This window comes from Lelliottia sp. AC1 (genome assembly GCF_023278595.1).
In the GTDB taxonomy this organism is placed as follows: Bacteria; Pseudomonadota; Gammaproteobacteria; order Enterobacterales; family Enterobacteriaceae; genus Enterobacter; species Enterobacter nimipressuralis.
On the sequence record NZ_CP025699.1, the window covers coordinates 2582488 to 2602326 of the forward strand.

At 53.8% G+C, this 19839-nt stretch carries 21 protein-coding genes and 1 pseudogene; 8 read left to right on the forward strand and 14 right to left on the reverse strand.

The genetic code is table 11. The features are described from left to right. Positions 1-162: 162 nt before the first annotated feature. The 5 genes and pseudogenes from cspE to mgrB form a co-directional block, all read right to left on the reverse strand. Positions 163-372: a transcription antiterminator/RNA stability regulator CspE gene (cspE, locus tag C0560_RS12320; protein WP_001062678.1), complete on the reverse strand. Its 210-nt coding sequence runs from the start codon at positions 370-372 to the stop codon at positions 163-165. A gap of 12 nt (positions 373-384) precedes the next feature. Continuing rightward, positions 385-529: pseudogene (locus tag C0560_RS12325) on the reverse strand (DUF2627 domain-containing protein). A gap of 521 nt (positions 530-1050) precedes the next feature. Beyond that, positions 1051-2040, reverse strand: coding sequence for an MBL fold metallo-hydrolase (locus C0560_RS12330; protein WP_248858640.1), 990 nt, complete (start codon positions 2038-2040; stop codon positions 1051-1053). Positions 2041-2062: 22 nt separating this feature from the next. Further along, on the reverse strand, positions 2063-2353 hold the full coding sequence (locus C0560_RS12335) for a YebO family protein (RefSeq protein ID WP_107703371.1): 291 nt from the start codon (positions 2351-2353) through the stop codon (positions 2063-2065). Positions 2354-2426: 73 nt separating this feature from the next. Continuing rightward, positions 2427-2570 (reverse strand): PhoP/PhoQ regulator MgrB, encoded by a 144-nt coding sequence (gene mgrB, locus C0560_RS12340; protein WP_100779813.1) that lies wholly within the window; start codon positions 2568-2570, stop codon positions 2427-2429. A 161-nt stretch (positions 2571-2731) separates the two neighbouring features. Between mgrB and C0560_RS12345 the strand changes: the two genes are divergently transcribed. Further along, positions 2732-2971, forward strand: a complete 240-nt coding sequence (locus C0560_RS12345; protein WP_123427601.1) for a YobH family protein — start codon at positions 2732-2734, stop codon at positions 2969-2971. A 60-nt stretch (positions 2972-3031) separates the two neighbouring features. Here the strand turns inward: C0560_RS12345 and kdgR are convergent, their stop codons facing one another. After that, complete coding sequence (gene kdgR / locus C0560_RS12350) at positions 3032-3823, reverse strand: DNA-binding transcriptional regulator KdgR (protein ID WP_100779811.1); 792 nt, start codon at positions 3821-3823, stop codon at positions 3032-3034. 178 nt (positions 3824-4001) lie between these two features. Here kdgR and C0560_RS12355 point away from each other — a divergent pair, with 178 nt between their 5' ends. Then, on the forward strand, positions 4002-5375 hold the full coding sequence (locus tag C0560_RS12355; protein WP_248858641.1) for an MFS transporter: 1374 nt from the start codon (positions 4002-4004) through the stop codon (positions 5373-5375). Positions 5376-5429: 54 nt separating this feature from the next. Here C0560_RS12355 and htpX read toward each other — a convergent pair whose 3' ends face one another. The 4 genes from htpX to C0560_RS12375 all read right to left on the reverse strand — a co-directional run bounded on the left by htpX (position 5430) and on the right by C0560_RS12375 (position 9854). Beyond that, complete coding sequence (gene htpX, locus C0560_RS12360; protein WP_100779809.1) at positions 5430-6311, reverse strand: protease HtpX; 882 nt, start codon at positions 6309-6311, stop codon at positions 5430-5432. A gap of 193 nt (positions 6312-6504) precedes the next feature. After that, a complete protein-coding gene (prc, locus tag C0560_RS12365) occupies positions 6505-8553 on the reverse strand; it encodes a carboxy terminal-processing peptidase (RefSeq protein ID WP_100779808.1) in 2049 nt (682 codons plus the stop codon). Positions 8554-8572: 19 nt separating this feature from the next. Then, positions 8573-9259, reverse strand: a complete 687-nt coding sequence (proQ, locus tag C0560_RS12370; RefSeq protein ID WP_248858642.1) for an RNA chaperone ProQ — start codon at positions 9257-9259, stop codon at positions 8573-8575. Positions 9260-9356: 97 nt separating this feature from the next. Next, a complete protein-coding gene (locus tag C0560_RS12375) occupies positions 9357-9854 on the reverse strand; it encodes a GAF domain-containing protein (protein WP_100779806.1) in 498 nt (165 codons plus the stop codon). A gap of 131 nt (positions 9855-9985) precedes the next feature. Here C0560_RS12375 and yebS point away from each other — a divergent pair, with 131 nt between their 5' ends. The 5 genes from yebS (at position 9986) to C0560_RS12400 (ending at position 16030) form a co-directional block, all read left to right on the forward strand. Next, the gene (gene yebS / locus C0560_RS12380; RefSeq protein WP_123427597.1) at positions 9986-11269 is read left to right on the forward strand and encodes a membrane integrity lipid transport subunit YebS; all 1284 of its coding nucleotides are present in this window, start codon (positions 9986-9988) and stop codon (positions 11267-11269) included. Then, the gene (locus C0560_RS12385; RefSeq protein WP_248858643.1) at positions 11238-13871 is read left to right on the forward strand and encodes a PqiB family protein; all 2634 of its coding nucleotides are present in this window, start codon (positions 11238-11240) and stop codon (positions 13869-13871) included. The genes yebS and C0560_RS12385 overlap by 32 nt, the downstream gene beginning before the upstream one ends. Positions 13872-13946: 75 nt before the next feature. After that, entirely contained in the window at positions 13947-15389 is a 1443-nt protein-coding gene (gene rsmF, locus C0560_RS12390; protein WP_248858644.1) for a 16S rRNA (cytosine(1407)-C(5))-methyltransferase RsmF, read from the forward strand. A 104-nt stretch (positions 15390-15493) separates the two neighbouring features. Further along, complete coding sequence (locus tag C0560_RS12395) at positions 15494-15733, forward strand: YebV family protein (RefSeq protein ID WP_100779802.1); 240 nt, start codon at positions 15494-15496, stop codon at positions 15731-15733. A 105-nt stretch (positions 15734-15838) separates the two neighbouring features. Beyond that, positions 15839-16030 (forward strand): YebW family protein, encoded by a 192-nt coding sequence (locus C0560_RS12400; protein WP_100779801.1) that lies wholly within the window; start codon positions 15839-15841, stop codon positions 16028-16030. Here C0560_RS12400 and pphA read toward each other — a convergent pair whose 3' ends face one another. Beyond that, positions 16031-16675, reverse strand: coding sequence for a protein-serine/threonine phosphatase (gene pphA / locus C0560_RS12405; protein ID WP_248858645.1), 645 nt, complete (start codon positions 16673-16675; stop codon positions 16031-16033). 168 nt (positions 16676-16843) lie between these two features. Between pphA and C0560_RS12410 the strand changes: the two genes are divergently transcribed. Further along, on the forward strand, positions 16844-17785 hold the full coding sequence (locus C0560_RS12410; RefSeq protein WP_100779799.1) for a VirK/YbjX family protein: 942 nt from the start codon (positions 16844-16846) through the stop codon (positions 17783-17785). Positions 17786-18192: 407 nt separating this feature from the next. Here the strand turns inward: C0560_RS12410 and C0560_RS12415 are convergent, their stop codons facing one another. The 3 genes from C0560_RS12415 to yobA are packed head-to-tail and all read right to left on the reverse strand — an operon-like array spanning position 18193 to position 19795. Further along, a complete protein-coding gene (locus C0560_RS12415) occupies positions 18193-18531 on the reverse strand; it encodes a YebY family protein (protein ID WP_100779798.1) in 339 nt (112 codons plus the stop codon). Between the two features lie 15 nt (positions 18532-18546). Beyond that, the gene (copD, locus tag C0560_RS12420) at positions 18547-19419 is read right to left on the reverse strand and encodes a copper homeostasis membrane protein CopD (RefSeq protein ID WP_248858646.1); all 873 of its coding nucleotides are present in this window, start codon (positions 19417-19419) and stop codon (positions 18547-18549) included. Between the two features lies 1 nt (position 19420). Then, positions 19421-19795, reverse strand: a complete 375-nt coding sequence (yobA, locus tag C0560_RS12425; RefSeq protein ID WP_100779796.1) for a CopC domain-containing protein YobA — start codon at positions 19793-19795, stop codon at positions 19421-19423. Between the last annotated feature and the right edge of the window lie 44 nt (positions 19796-19839).

The window sequence follows — 19839 nt, forward strand, 5'->3', positions numbered from 1 at the left end:
GTGCGAAAACAATGCTTCTAATCTCGCAGCTTTGCAACAAACTACGAACAGAAGCGAACGGGGTAACATTTTGAAAAAAGAGGATTAAAAAAGCCCCGCATACGCGAGGCTTGATGTCTGAGTGTGAGGCGCCGTAGCGCTTCTAAGTCAGCAGGGATTCGATCAGATAGCGGTTACGTTAACAGCAGCCGGACCTTTCTGGCCGTCCTGAATTTCGAACTCAACGTTCTGGCCTTCAGCCAGAGTTTTGAAGCCGTTACCCTGGATTGCAGAGAAGTGTACGAACACGTCTTTGCTGCCGTCAGCAGGAGTAATGAAACCAAAACCTTTAGACTCGTTGAACCACTTAACTTGACCTTTAATCTTTGCCATTTGCAAAATTCCTTAGATTGTTTTCTTAGCCCGCAGGCATTGACATAGATAAAACTGAGACATTACTGCTTGAGGCACTAATATAAGGTTCGGCAGAGAAGCGGTATTCAACGACAACGTGTTTACTCAGGACTTCTTTACTGAAAATGCCACACATAAACAGAACTGTACCTCGTTTGACCCAAAACGTGTTATTACATACAACGATAATTATGGCAAGCCATTTTTAAACGTGTCTAGATCCGCCGCACAAACTCCGATCTCAGCCTGCGACATTATGCGCAACTGCATGCGCGCACTGCCGCCGACAGACCAAAGCGAACCGCAAGACAGGCGCCAGCGTAGCGCCTGTAATCTAAAGCAATTTTACCTTAGCTCAATCTTTGATATAGATCCAGCCAGTGCCGAAAGTTTAATGAATGCAATGATTGAGTTAGAACAATTTGCGAAAAGTTATGCTGAAATCAACGTAAGGTTTTGAGTTTTACACTGAAATAAACCGGCTATAAATTGTGCGGCTTCATCATATATGTCGGAGATGACAGTTTGGTGTATTGCACCAAAATAATGAAACGTCTTTCATCCTGGTGCAAAAGAAAGCAAGAAAAACGTTTCGATGGAAATACATCTGAGGGACAGGGTTGGAATAGAGAATATATTCAGCGAGGCGGTATTAGATCACAGGGATAAATATTGACCAATTTTCAATATTCTAAACTTGTCGTTAATCCCCGCTTCATTTTCCAGCGCCTGAGTAAGCTCCATCACCGGCCCGTCGAGGGACTCGTCGGCCAGCTCGAACACACCCCAGTGGATCGGAAATGCGAGCGGCATTCCCATTTGCTGCCAGAGCTTGATGGCAGATTGCGGATCCATATGGTGGGCCGACATGAACCAGCGTGGTGCATACGCCCCGGCGGGCAGCGCGGCGGCGGTAATCTGCCCCAAGCGCTGCGGGATGGCGAGCAAATCTGGCGTATAACCCGTATCACCGCTAAACCAAAAACGCTGATCTGCTTCCTCAAATACCCAGCCGCACCACAATGAGCGATTTCTGTCCCAGAAAGTGCGCATACTCCAGTGCTGGGCCGGAACGGCGGTAAGCGTAATCCCCTGAAACACAGCGCTCTGCCACCAGTCCAGCTCAAGAATTTTTTTGGCGCCGCGACGACGAAACCAGTCGCCGAGGCCCAGCGGCACAAATACAGTGAGTTCAGGGAAACGCCGCAACAGGTGGCGGACAGTAGCGGAATCGAGATGATCGTAATGGTTGTGGGAAATCACCAACGCATCAATGTGTGGAAGCGTGTCGACGGTTAAAACCGGGGGTGTCTTGCGTTGCGGTCCAAGAAAGGGGAGCGGCGAGGCGCGTCGGGAAAAAACAGGATCGGTCAGCAAATATTGCCCGCTTAAACGCAGCAGCACACTGGCATGACCCAGCCACCAGACGCCATCTTCTGGCCGGTCGTTCAGTTCGGCAGGCTGCCACCACTGGCGGATAAATTCGTCATAACCCGGCGTGGGCGGTTTGGGTAATCCCGCCGCTTTGCGCTCCTTGCGCCACCGCTCGACGTCACCGGGCTGATGGCCAGTAAAGTCGAGGTTGCGAAACCCATCGGGAGCATGATGTTTCAGGGAGGGGTTATACCAGGGATTTTTCCAGACCACAGCCACCTCCCCCGCTCATCCGTTAGCGTTCAGCCACCAGACGAATGAAATCATCTTCGTCTTCGTTTACCACTGCTTCAGCGGCTTTTGGGACTTCTTTCTCTTCCGGCTCGTTAGCTTCGCACAGACGACGCAGCAACGCATTCTGGCGTTTCTGCTGATCAAGCAACGCTTCCAGCAGTTCAATCTGCTCATCCGTGCGAGAACTGGCGCGATTCACAAAGAACCACAGCGCCAGGCCGATAATCATCACGACCAGAGAGATCGCCAGTGAGGCTACGTTTAGTAGCCCCGAATTCAGTAACTCACCCATTTTACCACCTCAATAAAAACGCCATTTTAGCACTGACGCAGAGGAAGGGTACCATCTGTTAGAAAAATGAATACTACCAGGGGATGAATTGATTTATTGCGCAAATGCCGCTAAAAAACTGTACATCCTGATCGCACATGACATTGATCGTCTGTGTCCACAAAATGACACAGGCAATCAGTACAACAACCAGAATTACCCAGCGAAACTTTTTCACTCCACACTCCGTCTTTTGACCTGATATGACCAGGTTATCACGGTTATCTTAAACAAGGGCTAACTGTACCTGCATCAGAAAATTTTCGGAATCATGCACTTGTTTCATAGAGTAAAACTATTACGCTTAACAGCATTATTAGCAAAAAAAATGAGGCATTCATGCGCATCATTATTCGGACAATTATTGTCCTGGCCATTTTATGGATTGGTTTGTTACTGACGGGATACGGCGTGCTGGTGGGGAGCTCAGAAAATGCGGCAGGACTGGGGATTCAGTGTAAATATCTGACTGCCAGAGGCACCAGCACCGCGCAATATTTACACAGCGACAGTGGAATTATTGGTTTATCGAACTGTCCGGTTCTGCGCAAAAGCCAGACAGTGGTCGATAACGGATAAGTCGATTGACCCACAGATACAGAAACGCCGCATTTTCAGCGGCGTTTTTTATTGTCGGATTCAGAACGGATAGTCGTTGTAACCCATTTGTTCTGAAATCTTGCGTGCTGCCGTGTGCAGCATGGCAACATACTCGTGCAGACGCTCTTCAGAGAAACGCAGCGTCGGGAACGAAATACTCAGGCCTGCAATGACGACACCGAAGCGGTCAAACACTGGAACGCCGATACAACGCAGCCCCTCTTCCTGCTCCTGATTGTCTTCACCGTAACCCTGCTCACGCACGTGATCCAGCACGGCCAGCAACTCTTCGGTGCTGGTGATAGTGCGCTCGGTGCTGCGTTTGTATTCCACACCTTCAAGGATCTCTTTGACTTCCTCGCGATCGCGCCACGCCAACAGCACTTTACCGATGGCGGTACTGTAGAGCGGGTTACGACGACCAATGCGCGAATACATGCGCAGGTTGTACATAGAGTCGATTTTATGGATATAGACAATGCTGTCTTCATCCAGCGCGCCCAGGTGGACGGTCTCTTTCGTTAAGCGTGAAAGCTCGCGCATCTGAATGTCCGCGCTGCGGATAAGATCGACGTTTTGCAGCGCGCGGGCACCGAGTTCGAACAGTTTCAGGGTCAGAGAATATTTCTCTGATTCACCTTCCTGTGCGACATAACCCAGGGATTTCATGGTTTGCAGAAAGCGATAAACGGTGCTTTTTGACATCATCACACGCTGCGATAACTCTGTAATACCAATTTCGCGCTCTTCACCCAGCGCCTGTAAGATGCCAAACACCTTCAGCACGGAAGAAACAGAATCTGGCTGCTTATCCAAATCTGCGATTGCCATTTATCACCTCATTGAGAGTGTTTTATAAAAATCAGAACCGGTTTTTATTATAAATTCGTGACCGAGATGCTGCAATCAATCTGCGTTTACTTCGTTACAAATCTGCGACATAAAACCGAAATAACAGTGCTAAAATAGTGATTCTGATAATAATATCACTCTGAGCGTTTCATTTCCCATGGAAAAACTGTCCTCTGATGGCTTGCCCTTACCGCAACGGTACGGCGCGATCGCGACCATTATCATTGGTATTTCAATGGCGGTGCTTGATGGTGCCATAGCCAACGTGGCGCTCCCGACCATCGCCAGCGACCTGCACGCGTCTCCCGCCAGTTCCATTTGGGTGGTCAATGCTTACCAGATCGCCATCGTAGTTTCATTGCTTTCGTTCTCGTTTTTCGGCGACATGTTCGGCTATCGCCGCGTCTACCAGTGCGGGCTGGTCGTCTTTACCCTGACCTCTCTTTTTTGCGCCCTGTCCGACTCGCTGCATACCCTGACTTTCGCGCGTATTGCGCAGGGGTTCGGCGGGGCTGCGCTGATGAGCGTCAATACCGCACTGATCCGCCTGATATACCCTCAGCGCCAGCTTGGGCGCGGGATGGGGATTAACTCTTTCATTGTCGCAGTCTCGTCTGCCGCCGGGCCGACCATCGCGGCCGCGATTCTCTCGGTGGCGTCGTGGCAGTGGCTGTTCCTGATTAACGTTCCGCTGGGGATTATCGCCCTGCTCTTTGCCCTGCGCTATTTGCCTGAAAACAGTGCTAAGAGCGCGATGCCACGTTTCGATCTTCCCAGCGCAGTGATGAATGCCCTGACCTTTGGTCTGCTGATCACGGCGCTGAGCGGATTTGCTCAGGGACAATCGCTCACGCTCATTGCGGCTGAAATCGTTGCGATGCTGATCATCGGCTACTTTTTCGTGCGCCGTCAGCTGGCGTTGCCCGTCCCTCTTTTGCCTGTTGATCTGCTGCGTATTCCGCTCTTTTCTCTTTCCATCGGGACGTCCATCTGCTCGTTCTGCGCCCAGATGCTGGCGCTGGTTTCGCTGCCCTTTTTCTTGCAAGGCGTGATTGGACGAACGGAAGTGGAGACCGGGCTGCTGCTGACCCCCTGGCCGCTGGCAACCATGGTGATGGCACCGCTTGCGGGCTATCTCATTGAACGCGTTCATGCGGGTTTACTGGGTGCGTTAGGACTGGTGGTGATGGCAACCGGGCTATTCGCGCTGGCGATGTTGCCTTCTGCGCCAACGGATCTGGATATTATCTGGCGAATGGTGCTGTGCGGAGCCGGTTTTGGTCTGTTCCAGTCACCGAACAACCACACCATCATTACTGCCGCACCGCGCCATCGCAGCGGCGGCGCCAGTGGAATGCTCGGCACCGCGCGCCTGTTAGGTCAAAGCTCTGGTGCCGCACTGGTGGCGCTGATGTTTAACCTTGCCGGGCAGAATGGCACGCATCTGGCCCTGTTTACCGCCGGAACGCTGGCGACTATCGCCGCCATTATCAGCGGCCTGCGCGTGACGCAACCCCGAGCTCAGGCATAAAAAAAGCCGGGCGGCAATGTCTGCTCAACCCGGCTTCTTTCTCATACTGCTCGCTTACTTGATGTATTCCCCACTGCGCAGCGCTTCGATACGTTTATCCAGCGGCGGGTGAGTCATGAACAGTTCGCTCAGCGATTTCGATTTACCATTGATGCAGAATGCCATCATGCTGGTTGCTTCCTGCGGTTCGTAGCTGGTTTTCAGACGCTGCAGCGCAGCAATCATCTTCTCGCGGCCCACCAGTTTTGCCGAGCCCGCATCCGCATGGAACTCGCGATGACGGGAGAACCACATGGTAATAATGCTCGCCAGAATACCGAATACCAGCTCCAGCACTGTCGCGACAGCGAAGTAGATCAGCGGGTTGCCGTTGCTCTCTTCACCTTCATCACGATTTCCGCCCATAAATCCGGCAGCAATCTGCGCCAGGATACGAGAGATGAAGATAACGAAGGTGTTTACCACGCCCTGAATCAAGGTCATGGTGACCATGTCACCGTTGGCGATGTGGCTGATTTCATGGGCAATAACCGCTTCCGCTTCGTCACGGCTCATGTTCTGCAACAGACCGGTGCTCACGGCCACCAGCGAGGCATCGCGGCGTGCACCGGTGGCAAAGGCGTTAATGTCCGGCGCGTGGTAAATCGCCACCTGCGGCATAGCAATACCCGCCTGGCGAGACTGTTGTGCCACCGTATTCATTAGCCACTGTTCCATATCGTTACGTGGCTGCTCGATCACTTCCCCACCGACCGATTTCAGTGCCATCCACTTGGACATCAGCAGCGAAATAAACGATCCACCAAAACCGAACAGCAGCGCCATAATCAGCAGACCTTGAACGCTGCTCGATTGGATCCCTGTCAGGCTTAGCACAAGCCCGAAAACCACCATAACCGCAAGGTTGGTGACCAGGAAGAGCGCGATTCGCATCATAATTTTCTTTTAACCTCTGTTTAACAAAACGCACTATGCGATTACCCACATCGTATGGGTATTGTGGCCATTTTCAAGGATTCAGGGGGCGTAAGTCACCAGAAAGACACAACTTTACATTGTTTATGGGCTTGCTGACGGGAGGATGCAGAACTAAAAAAAACAGGCACAATTTCTTGTGCCTGTTGAGGTGTTATTTTGCCGGAGCGGGCTGAACGGCGGGCTTGCTCTTTTCCTGGTTTGCCAGGTCGAGAGCGATATGCACCGTCTCATCCAGATACGGATCGGGCTCCTGGTAATCCTTCGGCAGGTCATCCAGGTTTTTCAGTAACGGCTTGCCTTCACGTTTAAAGCGATCGTTGATGCGTGCCAGACGCGTGGCATCATCTTCGTTGTTCTCTTTTTCACGCTGAGCGAAGTTAAGCGAAACGATATTCCGTTTTTCTTTCAGGGCATTAAAGCGAGCAATGTCCTTCATGATGTACTGGAATTCCGGATCTTTCGCGATGCGATCGTTATGCGCTTTCAGCAGCTCAGGACCAAACTGGGTCATGTCGCCCGCTTTTACGAAGGTGGCAGCATTAATGCTGTCCCACGGCAACGCGTTGTCTTCAAACTTCTCGCCCGTTTCCGTCTCTTCGGTACCGGTCGGCATCATGATGTCCGGGGTCACGCCTTTACGTTGCGTACTGCCGCCATTCACGCGATAGAACTTCTGAATGGTGTACTGTACGGAACCCAGCGCAGGCCACTCAGGACGCAGCATCTGATCGTAAATACGGTTAAGGGAACGGTACTGCTGCACCGTGCCTTTACCGAAGGTTGGTTCACCCACAATCAGCGCACGACCATAGTCCTGCATCGCCGCGGCAAAGATTTCTGATGCTGAGGCGCTAAAGCGATCGACAAGCACCACCAGCGGGCCTTTGTAGTACACGACGCCATCGGTATCGGCGTCTTCACGCACTTTACCGTTGTTATCGCGAACCTGAACAACCGGACCCGATGGGATAAACAGACCAGAAAGCGAAACCGCTTCGGTCAGTGCCCCACCGCCGTTGGTACGCAGGTCGATGATCACACTGCTGACATTCTGCTTTTCAAGCTTCTGAAGCTGGACTTTGACATCGTCTGTCAGGCCAACGTAGAAGCCCGGAATATCAAGCACGCCGACTTTTTCTTTGCCGACGGTTTTCACGGACATTTTCACTGCGCGATCTTCAAGACGAATGCGCTCACGCGTCAGGGTCACGATACGGGTTTTGGTGCCTTTACCCGCAGGCAGGATCTCAAGGCGAACCTTGCTGCCTTTCGGGCCTTTGATCTGCGCGACCACGTCATCCAGACGCCAGCCGATCACATCGACCATGTTCTGGCCCGTTTGACCGACGCCGACGATACGATCGCCTACGCTAATCGCTTTGCTTTTCGACGCTGGGCCGCCTGCCACCATGGAGTTGATGACCGTATAGTCTTCATCCATTTGCAGCACCGCACCAATCCCTTCCAGAGACAGGCTCATCTCAGTGTTGAATTGTTCGGTATTGCGTGGGGAGAGGTAGTTAGTATGCGGATCGATTTCGTGAGCAAAGGCGGTCATTGCCAGGGAGAACACGTCTTCACTGTTGGTCTGTGCCAGACGACGAATGGCTGATTTGTAACGACGGGTCAGCGTTTCGCGGATCTCTTTCTCATCTTTACCGGTGAGTTTGAGGCTCAGCTCATCGAATTTCACTTTGCCGTCCCACAGCGCATTCAACTCGGCTTCATCTTTCGGCCAGGGTGCTTTGCTGCGGTCAAGATTAAAGTTGTCGTTGCCGGTAAAGTCCATTGGACGTTCCAGCACTTTCAGCGCGTATTGATAACGTTCAAAACGACGCTTCTGGGATAGGTTGTAGAGATCGTAGAACAGGTCGAGTTTACCGCTGCGCAGCTCATCGCCCACGTCGGTTTTACGTTTTGCGAACTGTTCAATATCACTGGCCAGCAGCACGTTGTGGCTGTAATCCAGCAGGTTCAGATACCGATCGAAAATCTTAGCCGAAAAGGCCTGATCGAGATCGAACTGACGATAATGTGAACGGGTGAAGCGCGAAGTGACGCGCTCACTGACCGTTGCGTGCTGGGTCTCTTCCTTTAAAACCGGGATTTGATCCGCACGCGTTATATCGTCCACTGCGAAGGCGTGGCCTGTTATCGCAAACAGGCCAGCCAGCGCGGTGATCTTAAAAAGAGTGTTCATGCCAGGCTTGGCCTCCGTTTCAGAACACCAGGTGTTCTGCGCGTACAATCATTGACATACCAGAAGTCAGCTGTACACGAACGCCATCTTTGGTGATTTCGAGTACGGTGGCGTCCATCGCATTGTTACCCGCTTTCACCTTCAGAGCCTGACCGACGCTCAGGGCGTTGATGTCAGAAACTGGAGTGTGGCGTTGTTCTTCGCGAGGCGCACGCTGTGCTTTAGCGGCTGGTTTATCAGCACGCGGTTTGCGATCGCTGTTCTCACTACGACGTGGAGCAGGACGCGGTTTACGCTCACGGCGAGGCGCTTCTTCTTGGCCATTTGACGCAGCAGCTTCGCGTTTTTTCGCCTGCTGCTCAGCACGCTGTGCCTGAACACGCGCTTTGGCCTCTTCAAGCTGCTTACGTGCGTGCTCAACGTGCTGCTCGTCCAGCTCACCGCAAGGGTTGCCGTCGAGATCGACACGGGTCGCGCCCAGCTTGATACCGTAAAGGTAACGCCAGCTTGAAGTATAAAGACGTAAGGCAGAACGCAGTTGAGTTTTGCTGAGATTCATCTCACCCTCAACGCGCGCTACCAGATCCTGAAAAATACCAATTTTCAGGGGACGAGCTTCGCCTTCAGCAGTGAAACACTGTGGGAAACGCTCAGCCAGAAAGGCAATGACTTCTTTACTACTGTTCAACTTAGGTTGATTTTCCATGAAATTTCCTGATTACAACGGACGTTGCCAACTAGCCGCAGGCATGAACAGGCGACATTATAATGACGCCATCAGTAAATGCTACGTTATCCGTTGATTATCCTGCGACGCTCGCAAAGAATTTTTGATAATCGGTCGCGTTTAATACGTTTTCGAGATTAGCGACCAGTTCGCGCAGCCCTTGTTCGTCCTCGGCGCTAAAGCGTCCAAAGACCGTGCTGTCGATATCCAGTACGCCAATAATCTGATTTTTCACGGTCAGCGGCAGAACGATTTCGGAGTTACTCGCCGAATCGCACGCAATGTGCCCGTCGAAGGCATGCACATCTTCAACACGCTGAACCTGATTTTGCGCCACCGCAGTTCCACATACACCACGCCCCACAGGGATCCGCACGCAGGCAAGCTTGCCCTGGAAGGGTCCGAGCACCAGCGTTTCCCCTTCCAGAAGGTAGAAACCAGCCCAGTTCACATCCGACAGACGCTCAAACAGCAGCGCACTGGTGTTGGCCAGTGTCGCTAAAAAACTGGTCTCACCTGTCATCAATGCCTGGAAATCGCGGTTCAAATCCGCGTAGAATTCTGTTTTGTTCATTAATCAATCACTTGGTTGTCGTACAAAAAAGAGAGCATAGCCTAATAAAATAAACATTAAATGCGCTCATTCTCAAGATGAATCCCAAGATGAGTTAATATAACGTTAATTAATCCTTTAATGCGCGACTGATGGCACTCAATACTCCAAGAATTACGCCGGCAAAAAAGATCACTGTCCACTCGGTCAGCGATGCGCTGCCTCGTGAACATTATCAGCGTTGTCCGCAGTGCGATACGCTTTTTATGTTGCCGAAGATGAAATCGCATCAGAGTGCGTATTGCCCGCGCTGCGACGCTAAAATTCGCGATGGACGCGACTGGTCTCTCACCCGTCTGGCGGCGATGGCCGTCACCATGCTCCTGCTGATGCCCTTCGCCTGGGGCGAACCGCTGCTCAAATTGTACCTGCTCGGCGTGCGTATCGACGCAAACCTGCTGATGGGGATCTGGCAAATGACCCAGCAGGGCGATCCGCTTACCGGCGCAATGGTGCTGTTTTGCACCGTCGGCGCGCCGTTAGTGCTGGTGGCCGCCATTGCTTATCTCTGGTTTGGCAATATTCTGGGCATGAATCTCCGCCCGGTGCTGCTGATGCTCGAGAAGCTCAAAGAGTGGGTGATGCTTGATATCTATCTGGTCGGCATCGGCGTGGCGTCGATTAAGGTACAGGACTACGCTTTTTTACAGCCCGGCATCGGCCTGTTTGCCTTTGTCGCGCTGGTATTACTGAGCATCATGACGCTGATCCATCTGAATGTGGAACAACTCTGGGAACGCTTTTATCCTCAGCGCCCTGCGACGCGGCCTGATCCCAGTCTGCGCGTCTGCCTCGGCTGTCATTTTACCGGTCTGCCCGACGTACGGGGTCGCTGCCCGCGCTGTCACATTCCGTTACGTCTGCGCCGTAAGCAGAGCCTGCAAAAATGCTGGGCCGCACTGATTGCCTCCATCGTGCTGTTGCTTCCCGCTAACCTGTTACCGATTTCGATCATTTACGTTAACGGTGCGCGGCAGGAAGACACTATCATGTCGGGGATTGTGTCACTGGCGAGCAGTAACTTTGCCGTGGCGGGAGTGGTCTTTATTGCCAGTATCCTTGTGCCCTTTACCAAAGTTCTGGTTATGTTCACCTTGCTCATCAGCATTCAGTTTAAGTGTGAGCAAGGGTTACGCACGCGGATCCTGTTACTGCGGTTTGTGACCTGGATTGGCCGCTGGTCGATGCTCGATCTGTTTGTTATTTCGTTGATGATGTCGCTGATCAATCGCGATCAGTTACTCGCTTTTACCATGGGACCCGCGGCTTTTTATTTCGGCTCTGCGGTGATATTGACTATTCTTGCAGTGGAATGGCTGGATAGCCGCTTACTTTGGGATGCACATGAGTCAGGAAACGCCCGCTTCGACGACTGAAGCGAGAATTAAAACAAAACGCCGCATTTCGCCATTCTGGTTGCTGCCCGTCATCGCATTGATGATTGCGGGCTGGCTGATCTGGACGAGCTATCAGGATCGCGGCAATACCATCACCATTGACTTCCAGACGGCGGACGGCATCGTCGCAGGGCGTACCCCTGTGCGCTTCCAGGGCGTCGAAGTGGGAACCGTCGAGGATATCCGGCTCGGCAAAGATCTGAACAAAATTCAGGTTCGCGCCAGTATTAAAGCCGATATGCAAGATTCCCTGCGCAGTGATACGCAGTTCTGGCTGGTGACACCTAAAGCCTCTCTGGCGGGCGTTTCCGGGCTGGACGCGCTGGTCGGCGGGAACTATATCGGCATGATGCCCGGTAAAGGTGAGCCTCAGGACCATTTCACCGCGCTGGACACCCAGCCAAAATATCGGCTGAATAATGGCGATCTGATGATCCACTTGCATTCGCCGGACTTAGGCTCGCTCAACAGCGGATCGATCGTCTACTTCCGAAAAATCCCGGTTGGGCGCGTGTATGACTACGCCATTAACCCCAACAAACAGGGCGTGACTATCGACGTGCTGATCGAGCGGCGCTTCACCGGTCTGGTGAAAAAAGGCAGCCGCTTCTGGAATGTGTCAGGCGTGGATGCCGACGTCAGTTTCAGCGGCGCGAAAGTGAAGCTCGAAAGCCTGGCGGCGCTGGTTAATGGGGCTATCGCCTTCGACTCACCGGAGAACTCTGATGCAGCCACTGCCGATGATAACTTCGGGCTGTACGCCGATCTGGCCCACAGCCAGCGCGGCGTCATTGTCAAACTGACCCTCTCAGACGCCAAAGGGCTGAACGCCGGTTCAACGCCGTTAATGTATCAGGGATTGCAAGTGGGCCAGCTCACCAAACTGACGCTGAACCCTGGCGGCTCCGTGACCGGCGAAATGACGGTGGACCCGAGCGTGGTCGACCTTCTGCGTGAAAAAACGCGCATCGAGCTGCGGAACCCGAAAATCTCGTTGAGTGACGCCAGCATCAGCAGCCTGCTGACGGGCAGCACCTTCGAGTTGATCCCAGGGGAAGGCCAGCCTAACAACAATTTCGTTATCGCCCCTGCCGATAAAGCCTTACTGCAAAAACCTGGTGTAATGACACTGACCCTGACGGCACCTGAAAGCTACGGTATCGAAGCCGGTCAGCCGCTGATTCTGCACGGCGTGCAGGTCGGCCAGGTTCTGGAACGCAAGCTGACGGAAAAAGGCGTCACCTTCTCCGTCGCCATCGATCCGCAATACCGGGATCTGGTACACGGCGACAGCAAATTTGTGGTTAACAGCCGGTTAGACGTTAAAGTCGGGCTGGACGGCGTCGAGTTCCTCGGGGCCAGCGCCAGCGAATGGATCAACGGCGGCGTTCGTATTCTGCCTGGCCAGAAAGGTGAGATGCGTGACAGCTATCCGCTGTACGCCAATCTGGACAAAGCGATTGAAAACAGCCTGAGCGATATGCCGACCACCACCCTTACCCTGCGCGCCGACACGCTGCCGGACGTGCAGGCCGGGTCCGTGGTGCTGTACCGCAAGTTTGAGGTGGGCGAAGTGATCACCGTGCGCCCACGCGCCGACGCGTTTGATATCGAACTGCATATTAAACCGGAGTACCGCAATCTGCTGACCGCCAACAGCGTCTTCTGGGCCGAAGGCGGCGCGAAAGTGCAGCTTAACGGCAGCGGCCTGACCGTGCAGGCCTCTCCCCTCTCCCGCGCGCTGCGCGGTGCCATCAGCTTCGATAATTTAAGCGGCGCAGGGGCCAATCAGCGTAAAGGCGATAAACGCATTCTCTATCCATCAGAAACGGCGGCGCGCGCAGTGGGCGGCCAGATTACGCTCCACGCCTTTGATGCGGGCAAGCTCTCTGAAGGGATGCCGATTCGCTATCTGGGCATTGATATCGGGCAGCTCCAGAAGCTGACCCTGATTACCGCGCGTAACGAAGTGCAGGCCACTGCGGTGCTGTATCCGGAGTACATGCAAAACTTTGCCCGCAACGGCACGCGCTTCTCGGTAGTGACACCGCAGATCTCTGCCGCCGGCGTTGAACATCTTGATACCATTCTCCAGCCGTACATTAACGTCGAACCGGGTAACGGAAACGTGCGCCGCGACTTTGAGCTGCAGGAAGCGACCATCACTGACTCGCGTTATCTGGACGGGCTGAGCATTGTGGTCGAAGTCCCGGAAGCCGGTTCAATGAGTATCGGCACGCCGGTGCTGTTCCGTGGAATTGAAGTGGGTACCGTCACCGGCCTGACGCTGGGAACCCTGTCAGATCGTGTGATGGTGGGTCTGCGCATCAGCGAGCGCTACCAGCATCTGGTGCGCAACAACTCCGTCTTCTGGCTGGCATCGGGATACTCCCTCGATTTCGGTCTGACCGGCGGCGTGGTGAAAACCGGGACCTTTAATCAGTTCATTCGCGGCGGGATCGCCTTTGCGACTCCACCAGGCACACCGCTCGCACCGAAAGCGCAGCCGGGCAAACACTTCCTGTTGCTCGAAAGCGAACCGAAAGAGTGGCGTGAATGGGGCACCGCGCTGCCACGTTAATCATCAGCTCCGGTGTCAACGCACCGGAGCCTTTATGGTACACTGCGCGCCTTATCTACTCCCTGTGGTACGCCCGTGGCTCAACATTCTGCTTTTCTTCCTGACGAATTCCTGGCGCAAATGCGCGAGGCACTTCCCGCTCATCTCTCAATGGATGATTTTATCGCCGCCTGCCAGCGTCCGCTGCGTCGCAGCATCCGCGTCAATACGCTTAAAATCAGCGTGGCCGATTTCCTGGCACTGGTTTCGCCCTACCGCTGGCAACTCACGCCGGTGCCCTGGTGTGCGGAAGGATTCTGGATTGAGCGTGATGACGAAGATGCCCTGCCGCTGGGAAGCACCGCCGAACATTTAAGCGGGCTGTTTTATATTCAGGAAGCAAGCTCCATGCTGCCCGTTGCCGCGCTGTTTGCCGACGAAAATCAGCCGCTGCGCCTGATGGACGTGGCCGCCGCACCAGGGTCTAAAACCACACAGATCGCCGCCCGCATGGGCAATCAGGGCGCAATTCTCGCCAATGAGTTTTCGGCGAGCAGGGTTAAAGTTCTGCATGCGAATATCAGCCGCTGTGGGATCAGCAACGTCGCCCTGACCCACTTCGATGGCCGCGTCTTTGGTGCCGCCGTGCCAGAATCTTTCGATGCCATCCTGCTGGACGCCCCGTGCTCGGGCGAAGGCGTGGTGCGTAAAGATCCCGATGCGCTTAAAAACTGGTCTGTCGCCAGCAATCTTGAGATCGCCGCCACCCAGCGCGAGCTGATTGACAGCGCCTTTCACGCTCTGCGCCCGGGTGGAACGCTAATTTACTCCACCTGCACCCTGAACCGCGATGAAAACGAATCCGTATGTCTGTGGCTTAGAGAGCAGTATCCGCAGGCCGTCGAATTCCTGCCACTGGATGCGCTTTTCGAGGGTGCCAAAGCGGCGCTGACTCCCGAAGGTTTCCTGCACGTGTTCCCGCAGATTTTCGACTGCGAAGGGTTCTTCGTCGCGCGACTGCGTAAAACAGCGGCGATCGACGCCTTACCGGCACCTAAATTTAAAGTTGGCAATTTCCCATTCGCCCCGTTAAAGGGCCGTGAAACCGCGCAGATTACCGAAGCGGCACAAAACGTTGGCCTTCACTGGGATGAAAACCTTCGCCTGTGGCAGCGCGACAAAGAGATCTGGCTCTTCCCGGTCGAGATCGAACCGCTGATTGGCAAAGTGCGCTTCTCCCGTATCGGCATGCGTCTGGCCGAAGTGCATAACAAAGGCTATCGCTGGCAGCATGAGGCCGTTATCGCCCTCGCCGGTAGCGACAATACATTTGCACTGACCCACAAAGAGGCAGAAGAGTGGTATCGCGGCCGCGACGTCTACCCGGAACAGACGCCACCGGCTGACGAAATGATCGTCACTTACCAGGGTTTCCCGCTGGGTCTGGCGAAGAAAGTCGGCTCACGCCTGAAGAACAGCTACCCGCGTGAACTGGTTCGTGATGGTCGCCTGTTTACCGGTAACGATCTCAGCGAATAAAAAACAGCACATTTTCACTGGCACTTTTGCTCTCCTGCACTACGCTGAAAAATGGGCGACAACACTGGTCGTACCAGATTTTCAGCAAACCTGCGGAGAGCATTATGACGAAAACCAGCGTGCGTATTGGCGCTTTTGAGATCGACGATGCAGAATTGCGCGGCGATAATCAAGGCGATCGAACGTTAACCATTCCCTGTAAATCCGATCCCGATTTATGTATGCAGCTTGATGCCTGGGACGCTGACACCAGCATTCCGGCTATCCTGGATGGCGAACATTCCGTGCTATACCGTGAACATTACGATCAGCAGTCCGATGCCTGGGTCATGCGCCTTGCCTGATGCCAATAGAACCCGCCCGAAGGCGGGTTATTTATGCCCCTCGATTTCCCCTGCGACAAATCCTCCCCTACACTAACCATTCGGAAGCCAGATTCAGAGGATGAGATGTTCGCACTGGTACTGTTTGTTTGTTACCTGGACGGCGGCTGCGACGACATCGTGATTGATGTCTACAACACCGAGATGCAGTGTGTTGCCTCGAAAAAAGAGCAGCGAATTCGTCACGGCGGTTGTTACCCTGTCGAGGAGTTTATCGATAGCTTCTGGACACCGGCCCAGGAGTACAGTGACTTTTAGCTACTGGAGCTGGGCGAGCGTCAGCGTGCCGCCAAACACGGCGCCGGTGTCGATATAGTGCAGATTGTCGAAATCACAGCGCTTCGCAAGCGGCGTGTGTCCAAACCAGAAATGATCCGCGCCGCTAATCCCTTCACCTTTGCCCGCCATCAGGCCCGTTAACCGCGAGCGATCCCACAGCACACGGTGCTGATTAACGGGCTTACCGCGCAGATAGATGTCCGCTGGGTAATCGGCATGAGCCACCACATTTATCCCGCGGGTGCAGATTATTTCAATAATAAGCGGTAATTGCCGGGACGCATCGAGCAATGTAATGGCCTCTAATTTTTGCGGATTCGTCAGACGGGAAAACCATATACCTCCATTGAGGGTCCAGAGAGCAAAATCGTTATTACTGAGCGCGTCAATCGCCATTTGCTCATGGTTCCCCCGCACCGCGCGAAACCATTTTTCGCGTATAAGTTGCAGAGATTTAACGCTCTCCGGCCCGCGATCGATCAGGTCGCCCACCGAAATAAGTAAATCCTCATAGGGATTAAAATGGCGCTGTTTTAATTCATCCATAAGCGGGTGGTAGCAACCATGAATGTCGCTCACGACCCAGATATGACGCCATTGTTGACCATCAAGTATTTGGTACATAGCCCCTCCATAAAGAAGTATAGCGAATACCCGATTTTCAGGATCTGGCGTCATAATGTTGCTAACTTCAATCGAAATTAAACGAAGCCGAAATAAAGGTTTAGCAACTCTTAAATCGTTACATCCTGGCCCTTAGAATAGAATCAGAATTCTAAAGAGGTCACCATCGTGTCGAACACCAGCCTGCAAATTGATGTGCCAGAGGCACAGCCTGCCAATATTATTTCCTCTCTGACAACGGGTCAGCTTATCCCTGGCCCAATCTGGAGAAAGCGCGATTATCGGATTAAGTTCTTTCTGCGCTCACTGCTGTTCTGGTCTTCGACAAACCGCATGCTAAGTGCGCTGGCTCATCGCGCCGATTTTGACCGTTTGCTGGCAGCGCAGGTCACCCTGCCGAGCAAAACCCATCGTCAGTACCTTACGCGCGGGATAAATGCGAATCAGCGTGCCGAGGCGATCGTCCGCCACTATGAGTGGATCGATGCCCTGCCGGATACCCGTCTGGCCAATGCGTTCACTCATCCGGTGGCTCAGCCGGTGGTTCACTTCCAGGCCAAAGATGACGCGCGCTACAGCGTTTATGCCTCATCCGCCAGCAAAGCGGAGCGCGAAGGTGAAAGCACGCTGTGGCTGCGTGATGAAGAGGACACCCTGCTGGCAAGCCTGACCTTCAGCGTGGTTCCTGAGGGCGAGCATTCGGCGCTGGTCATTGGCGGATTGCAAGGTCCACGTCGCGGAGTGACGCGTGAAACGATCAAGAAAGCGACCCGCGCCTGCCACGGCCTGTTCCCGAAACGGGTGCTGATGGAGGTCATTTTTAACCTCGCCGCTCATAGCGATATAAAATCCATTTACGGCGTCAGCGACGAAGGGCACGTCTTCCGCGCCCTGCGCTATCGCCTGAGCAAAGGCCGCCATTTCCACGCCAGCTACGACGAATTCTGGGCCTCCATCGACGGGCAGAAAGTCTCCAGCTTCCGCTGGCAGTTGCCGCTGCAGATGGAGCGTAAATCTCTGGAAGAGATTGCCAGCAAAAAACGCGCAGAATATCGCCGCCGTTTTGGCCTGCTGGATGAAATTGCCGATGCGATTAACGCTCGCTTTTAATCTGGGTGGAGGCGTTCGCCTTCGCACAAAAATTTAACAAAACCGCCAAAAAGCGCTGGACTTTCGCCCGTCTGATTGTGGTATGGTTAAATCAGAGGCGCAGGACGTTCCTCATCTGTCATGAGTGAGAGCAGGAAAAGACTTTTACTTTCATGCAGATAAAAAGAGACCGAATACGATTCCTGTATTCGGTCCAGGGAAATGGCTCTTGGGAGAGAGCCGTGCGCTAAAAGTTGGCATTAATGCAGGCTCAAGTCGCCTGACACTTTAAGAATAGATGACGACGCCAGGTTTTCCAGTCCGCAGCAAAAGTGGCCGGAAAATTTCACGTTCGAGCATCCTGAAACGAAAAAACCGCAGTACTTCCTGTAAGAAGACTGCGGTTTTTTTTTATTGGAAAGCAGAGACTAGCAGAGCGTCTCAGCTCGCTCGATAAAGGGTGCAAGACTCATCTTCTGACTCGGGTTTTGCGGGTCGTCAATCTGGATGATACTGATAGGCTGACCGTTGCTTTTGCCGCTGGCGACCTGCTTCTCGGCGACGTCATTCAGCGGATACTGCACCAGCGTGCTCGGGTTGATGGCATACAGCGCATGGCCCGGACGGCAGGTCAGCATCACCTCTTCACGGTTAAAGGCCCATTTGTCTTTACCCACCTCGAAGCGACTCACGGTAATCACCTGCGGGGCGGCAAACGCGGAACCGGCGCACGCCAGCAATACGAGAGAAAGGACTGTTTTTTTCATACGTTTTAAACCTTGTCAGAAAGGCTCCCAGGTCGCGAAAAGACTGACGATTGCCAGCACCAGCGCGCCCAGAACCACCTCAGCCTGTGTCATCCAGATAAAGAATTGTTGTTCGCGCCCCGATTCAGGACGAAATCGTGGCACCAGAAAATACCGATTCAGCAGCGCAATTACCACCATCATCGCCACCAGCGCACATTTCAACAACAGCAGTTGCCCGTATTCCGTACGCCACGGCCAGTTCAGCCCGAGGATCAGCAGCATATTGATGACCCCGGTCAGGATCACGCCCGCCACGGCATAATGTCCCACGCGGGAAAAACGCATCATGGTATAGATAGCCGGAACGCGCCAGCGCCCTTTCGCCAGCCGCATACAAAAGACGAGTGGCAGTAATGCGCCCACCCAGGTGGCTGCGCTGAGCAGATGGATCGCGTGGTTCAGTCGCTGCACGATCCCCGCAACTCCATCACGCATCGCCGCATGGCCGACTCCCGCCAGCAAAATAAACTGGCCGATAGCAAGCAACAGCAGCAGACGCGCGCTTTTCGCAGGTGCGATCCACGCCGCGCAAGCGGTCAGGACCGCAAAGACGATTTGCCACAGCCAGACGCCGCCAAAGCGGGTGCTGGCCACTGCGTGCCAGATCTGCGGCTGGATAACATCACCCCAGCCGTCGCCCATCAGCCCGCCCTGTACAGCCAGCATCAGCAGCGCCGTCGCCAAACTCACCAGCGCCGCGATCTTTTGCTGCCACTGGAAGCGGCGCGTCATCAGCCGTTGCAGGGAAAAGGGAGCCAGCCACGCGCTGTAAAACGCATTGCCAAAAATCAGCATCAGCGCCGCAAAATGGACAAAGCGCAGGGCGACGTAACTGAACGCCAGCATGTTATTTCACGCTAAAGTGATAGCTGCCTTTGGTTTTGTGGCCGTCGACCGAGACCACATGCCAGTCCACGGAATAGGTCCCCGGCGTTAATGCCTGTTCGAGGGGGACAATCAGCTGGGTATTGTCATTCTCTGCGCGCTTCACGACACCGGTTTTAACGATCTGCTGTTTATCGCCGGTGATCGACACGCCGCTGAATTTCGGTTCGATGCCTTCCGAGAAATTGAGCGTCAACGCTTGCGGCGCAGCCGTCACCGCCGCATCGGCGGCCGGGTACTGATGTTTCAGGTGGGCATGAGCCAGTGCAGCAGGAGCCGTTGCGACGGAAAGCAGAAATGCCAGAGCGCAAGCCGCGCGGGATGCGGTGAATACCATATCAATCATTCCTTTTGGTTATGTCTATATGACAGAGGATAACG

What these genes read in the sequence shown, in the direction of transcription:
- kdgR (WP_100779811.1), bottom strand. Translation starts at nt 3,823, where the DNA reads ATGGCAATCGCAGATTTGGATAAGCAGCCAGATTCTGTTTCTTCCGTG.
- yebS (WP_123427597.1), top strand. Translation starts at nt 9,986, where the DNA reads ATGGCACTCAATACTCCAAGAATTACGCCGGCAAAAAAGATCACTGTC.
- C0560_RS12415 (WP_100779798.1), bottom strand. Translation starts at nt 18,531, where the DNA reads ATGAAAAAAACAGTCCTTTCTCTCGTATTGCTGGCGTGCGCCGGTTCC.
- pphA (WP_248858645.1), bottom strand. Translation starts at nt 16,675, where the DNA reads ATGTACCAAATACTTGATGGTCAACAATGGCGTCATATCTGGGTCGTG.
- C0560_RS12355 (WP_248858641.1), top strand. Translation starts at nt 4,002, where the DNA reads ATGGAAAAACTGTCCTCTGATGGCTTGCCCTTACCGCAACGGTACGGC.
- copD (WP_248858646.1), bottom strand. Translation starts at nt 19,419, where the DNA reads ATGCTGGCGTTCAGTTACGTCGCCCTGCGCTTTGTCCATTTTGCGGCG.
- cspE (WP_001062678.1), bottom strand. Translation starts at nt 372, where the DNA reads ATGGCAAAGATTAAAGGTCAAGTTAAGTGGTTCAACGAGTCTAAAGGT.
- prc (WP_100779808.1), bottom strand. Translation starts at nt 8,553, where the DNA reads ATGAACACTCTTTTTAAGATCACCGCGCTGGCTGGCCTGTTTGCGATA.
- C0560_RS12375 (WP_100779806.1), bottom strand. Translation starts at nt 9,854, where the DNA reads ATGAACAAAACAGAATTCTACGCGGATTTGAACCGCGATTTCCAGGCA.
- htpX (WP_100779809.1), bottom strand. Translation starts at nt 6,311, where the DNA reads ATGATGCGAATCGCGCTCTTCCTGGTCACCAACCTTGCGGTTATGGTG.
- proQ (WP_248858642.1), bottom strand. Translation starts at nt 9,259, where the DNA reads ATGGAAAATCAACCTAAGTTGAACAGTAGTAAAGAAGTCATTGCCTTT.
- C0560_RS12395 (WP_100779802.1), top strand. Translation starts at nt 15,494, where the DNA reads ATGACGAAAACCAGCGTGCGTATTGGCGCTTTTGAGATCGACGATGCA.
- C0560_RS12400 (WP_100779801.1), top strand. Translation starts at nt 15,839, where the DNA reads ATGTTCGCACTGGTACTGTTTGTTTGTTACCTGGACGGCGGCTGCGAC.
- C0560_RS12345 (WP_123427601.1), top strand. Translation starts at nt 2,732, where the DNA reads ATGCGCATCATTATTCGGACAATTATTGTCCTGGCCATTTTATGGATT.
- yobA (WP_100779796.1), bottom strand. Translation starts at nt 19,795, where the DNA reads ATGGTATTCACCGCATCCCGCGCGGCTTGCGCTCTGGCATTTCTGCTT.
- C0560_RS12385 (WP_248858643.1), top strand. Translation starts at nt 11,238, where the DNA reads ATGAGTCAGGAAACGCCCGCTTCGACGACTGAAGCGAGAATTAAAACA.
- C0560_RS12335 (WP_107703371.1), bottom strand. Translation starts at nt 2,353, where the DNA reads ATGGGTGAGTTACTGAATTCGGGGCTACTAAACGTAGCCTCACTGGCG.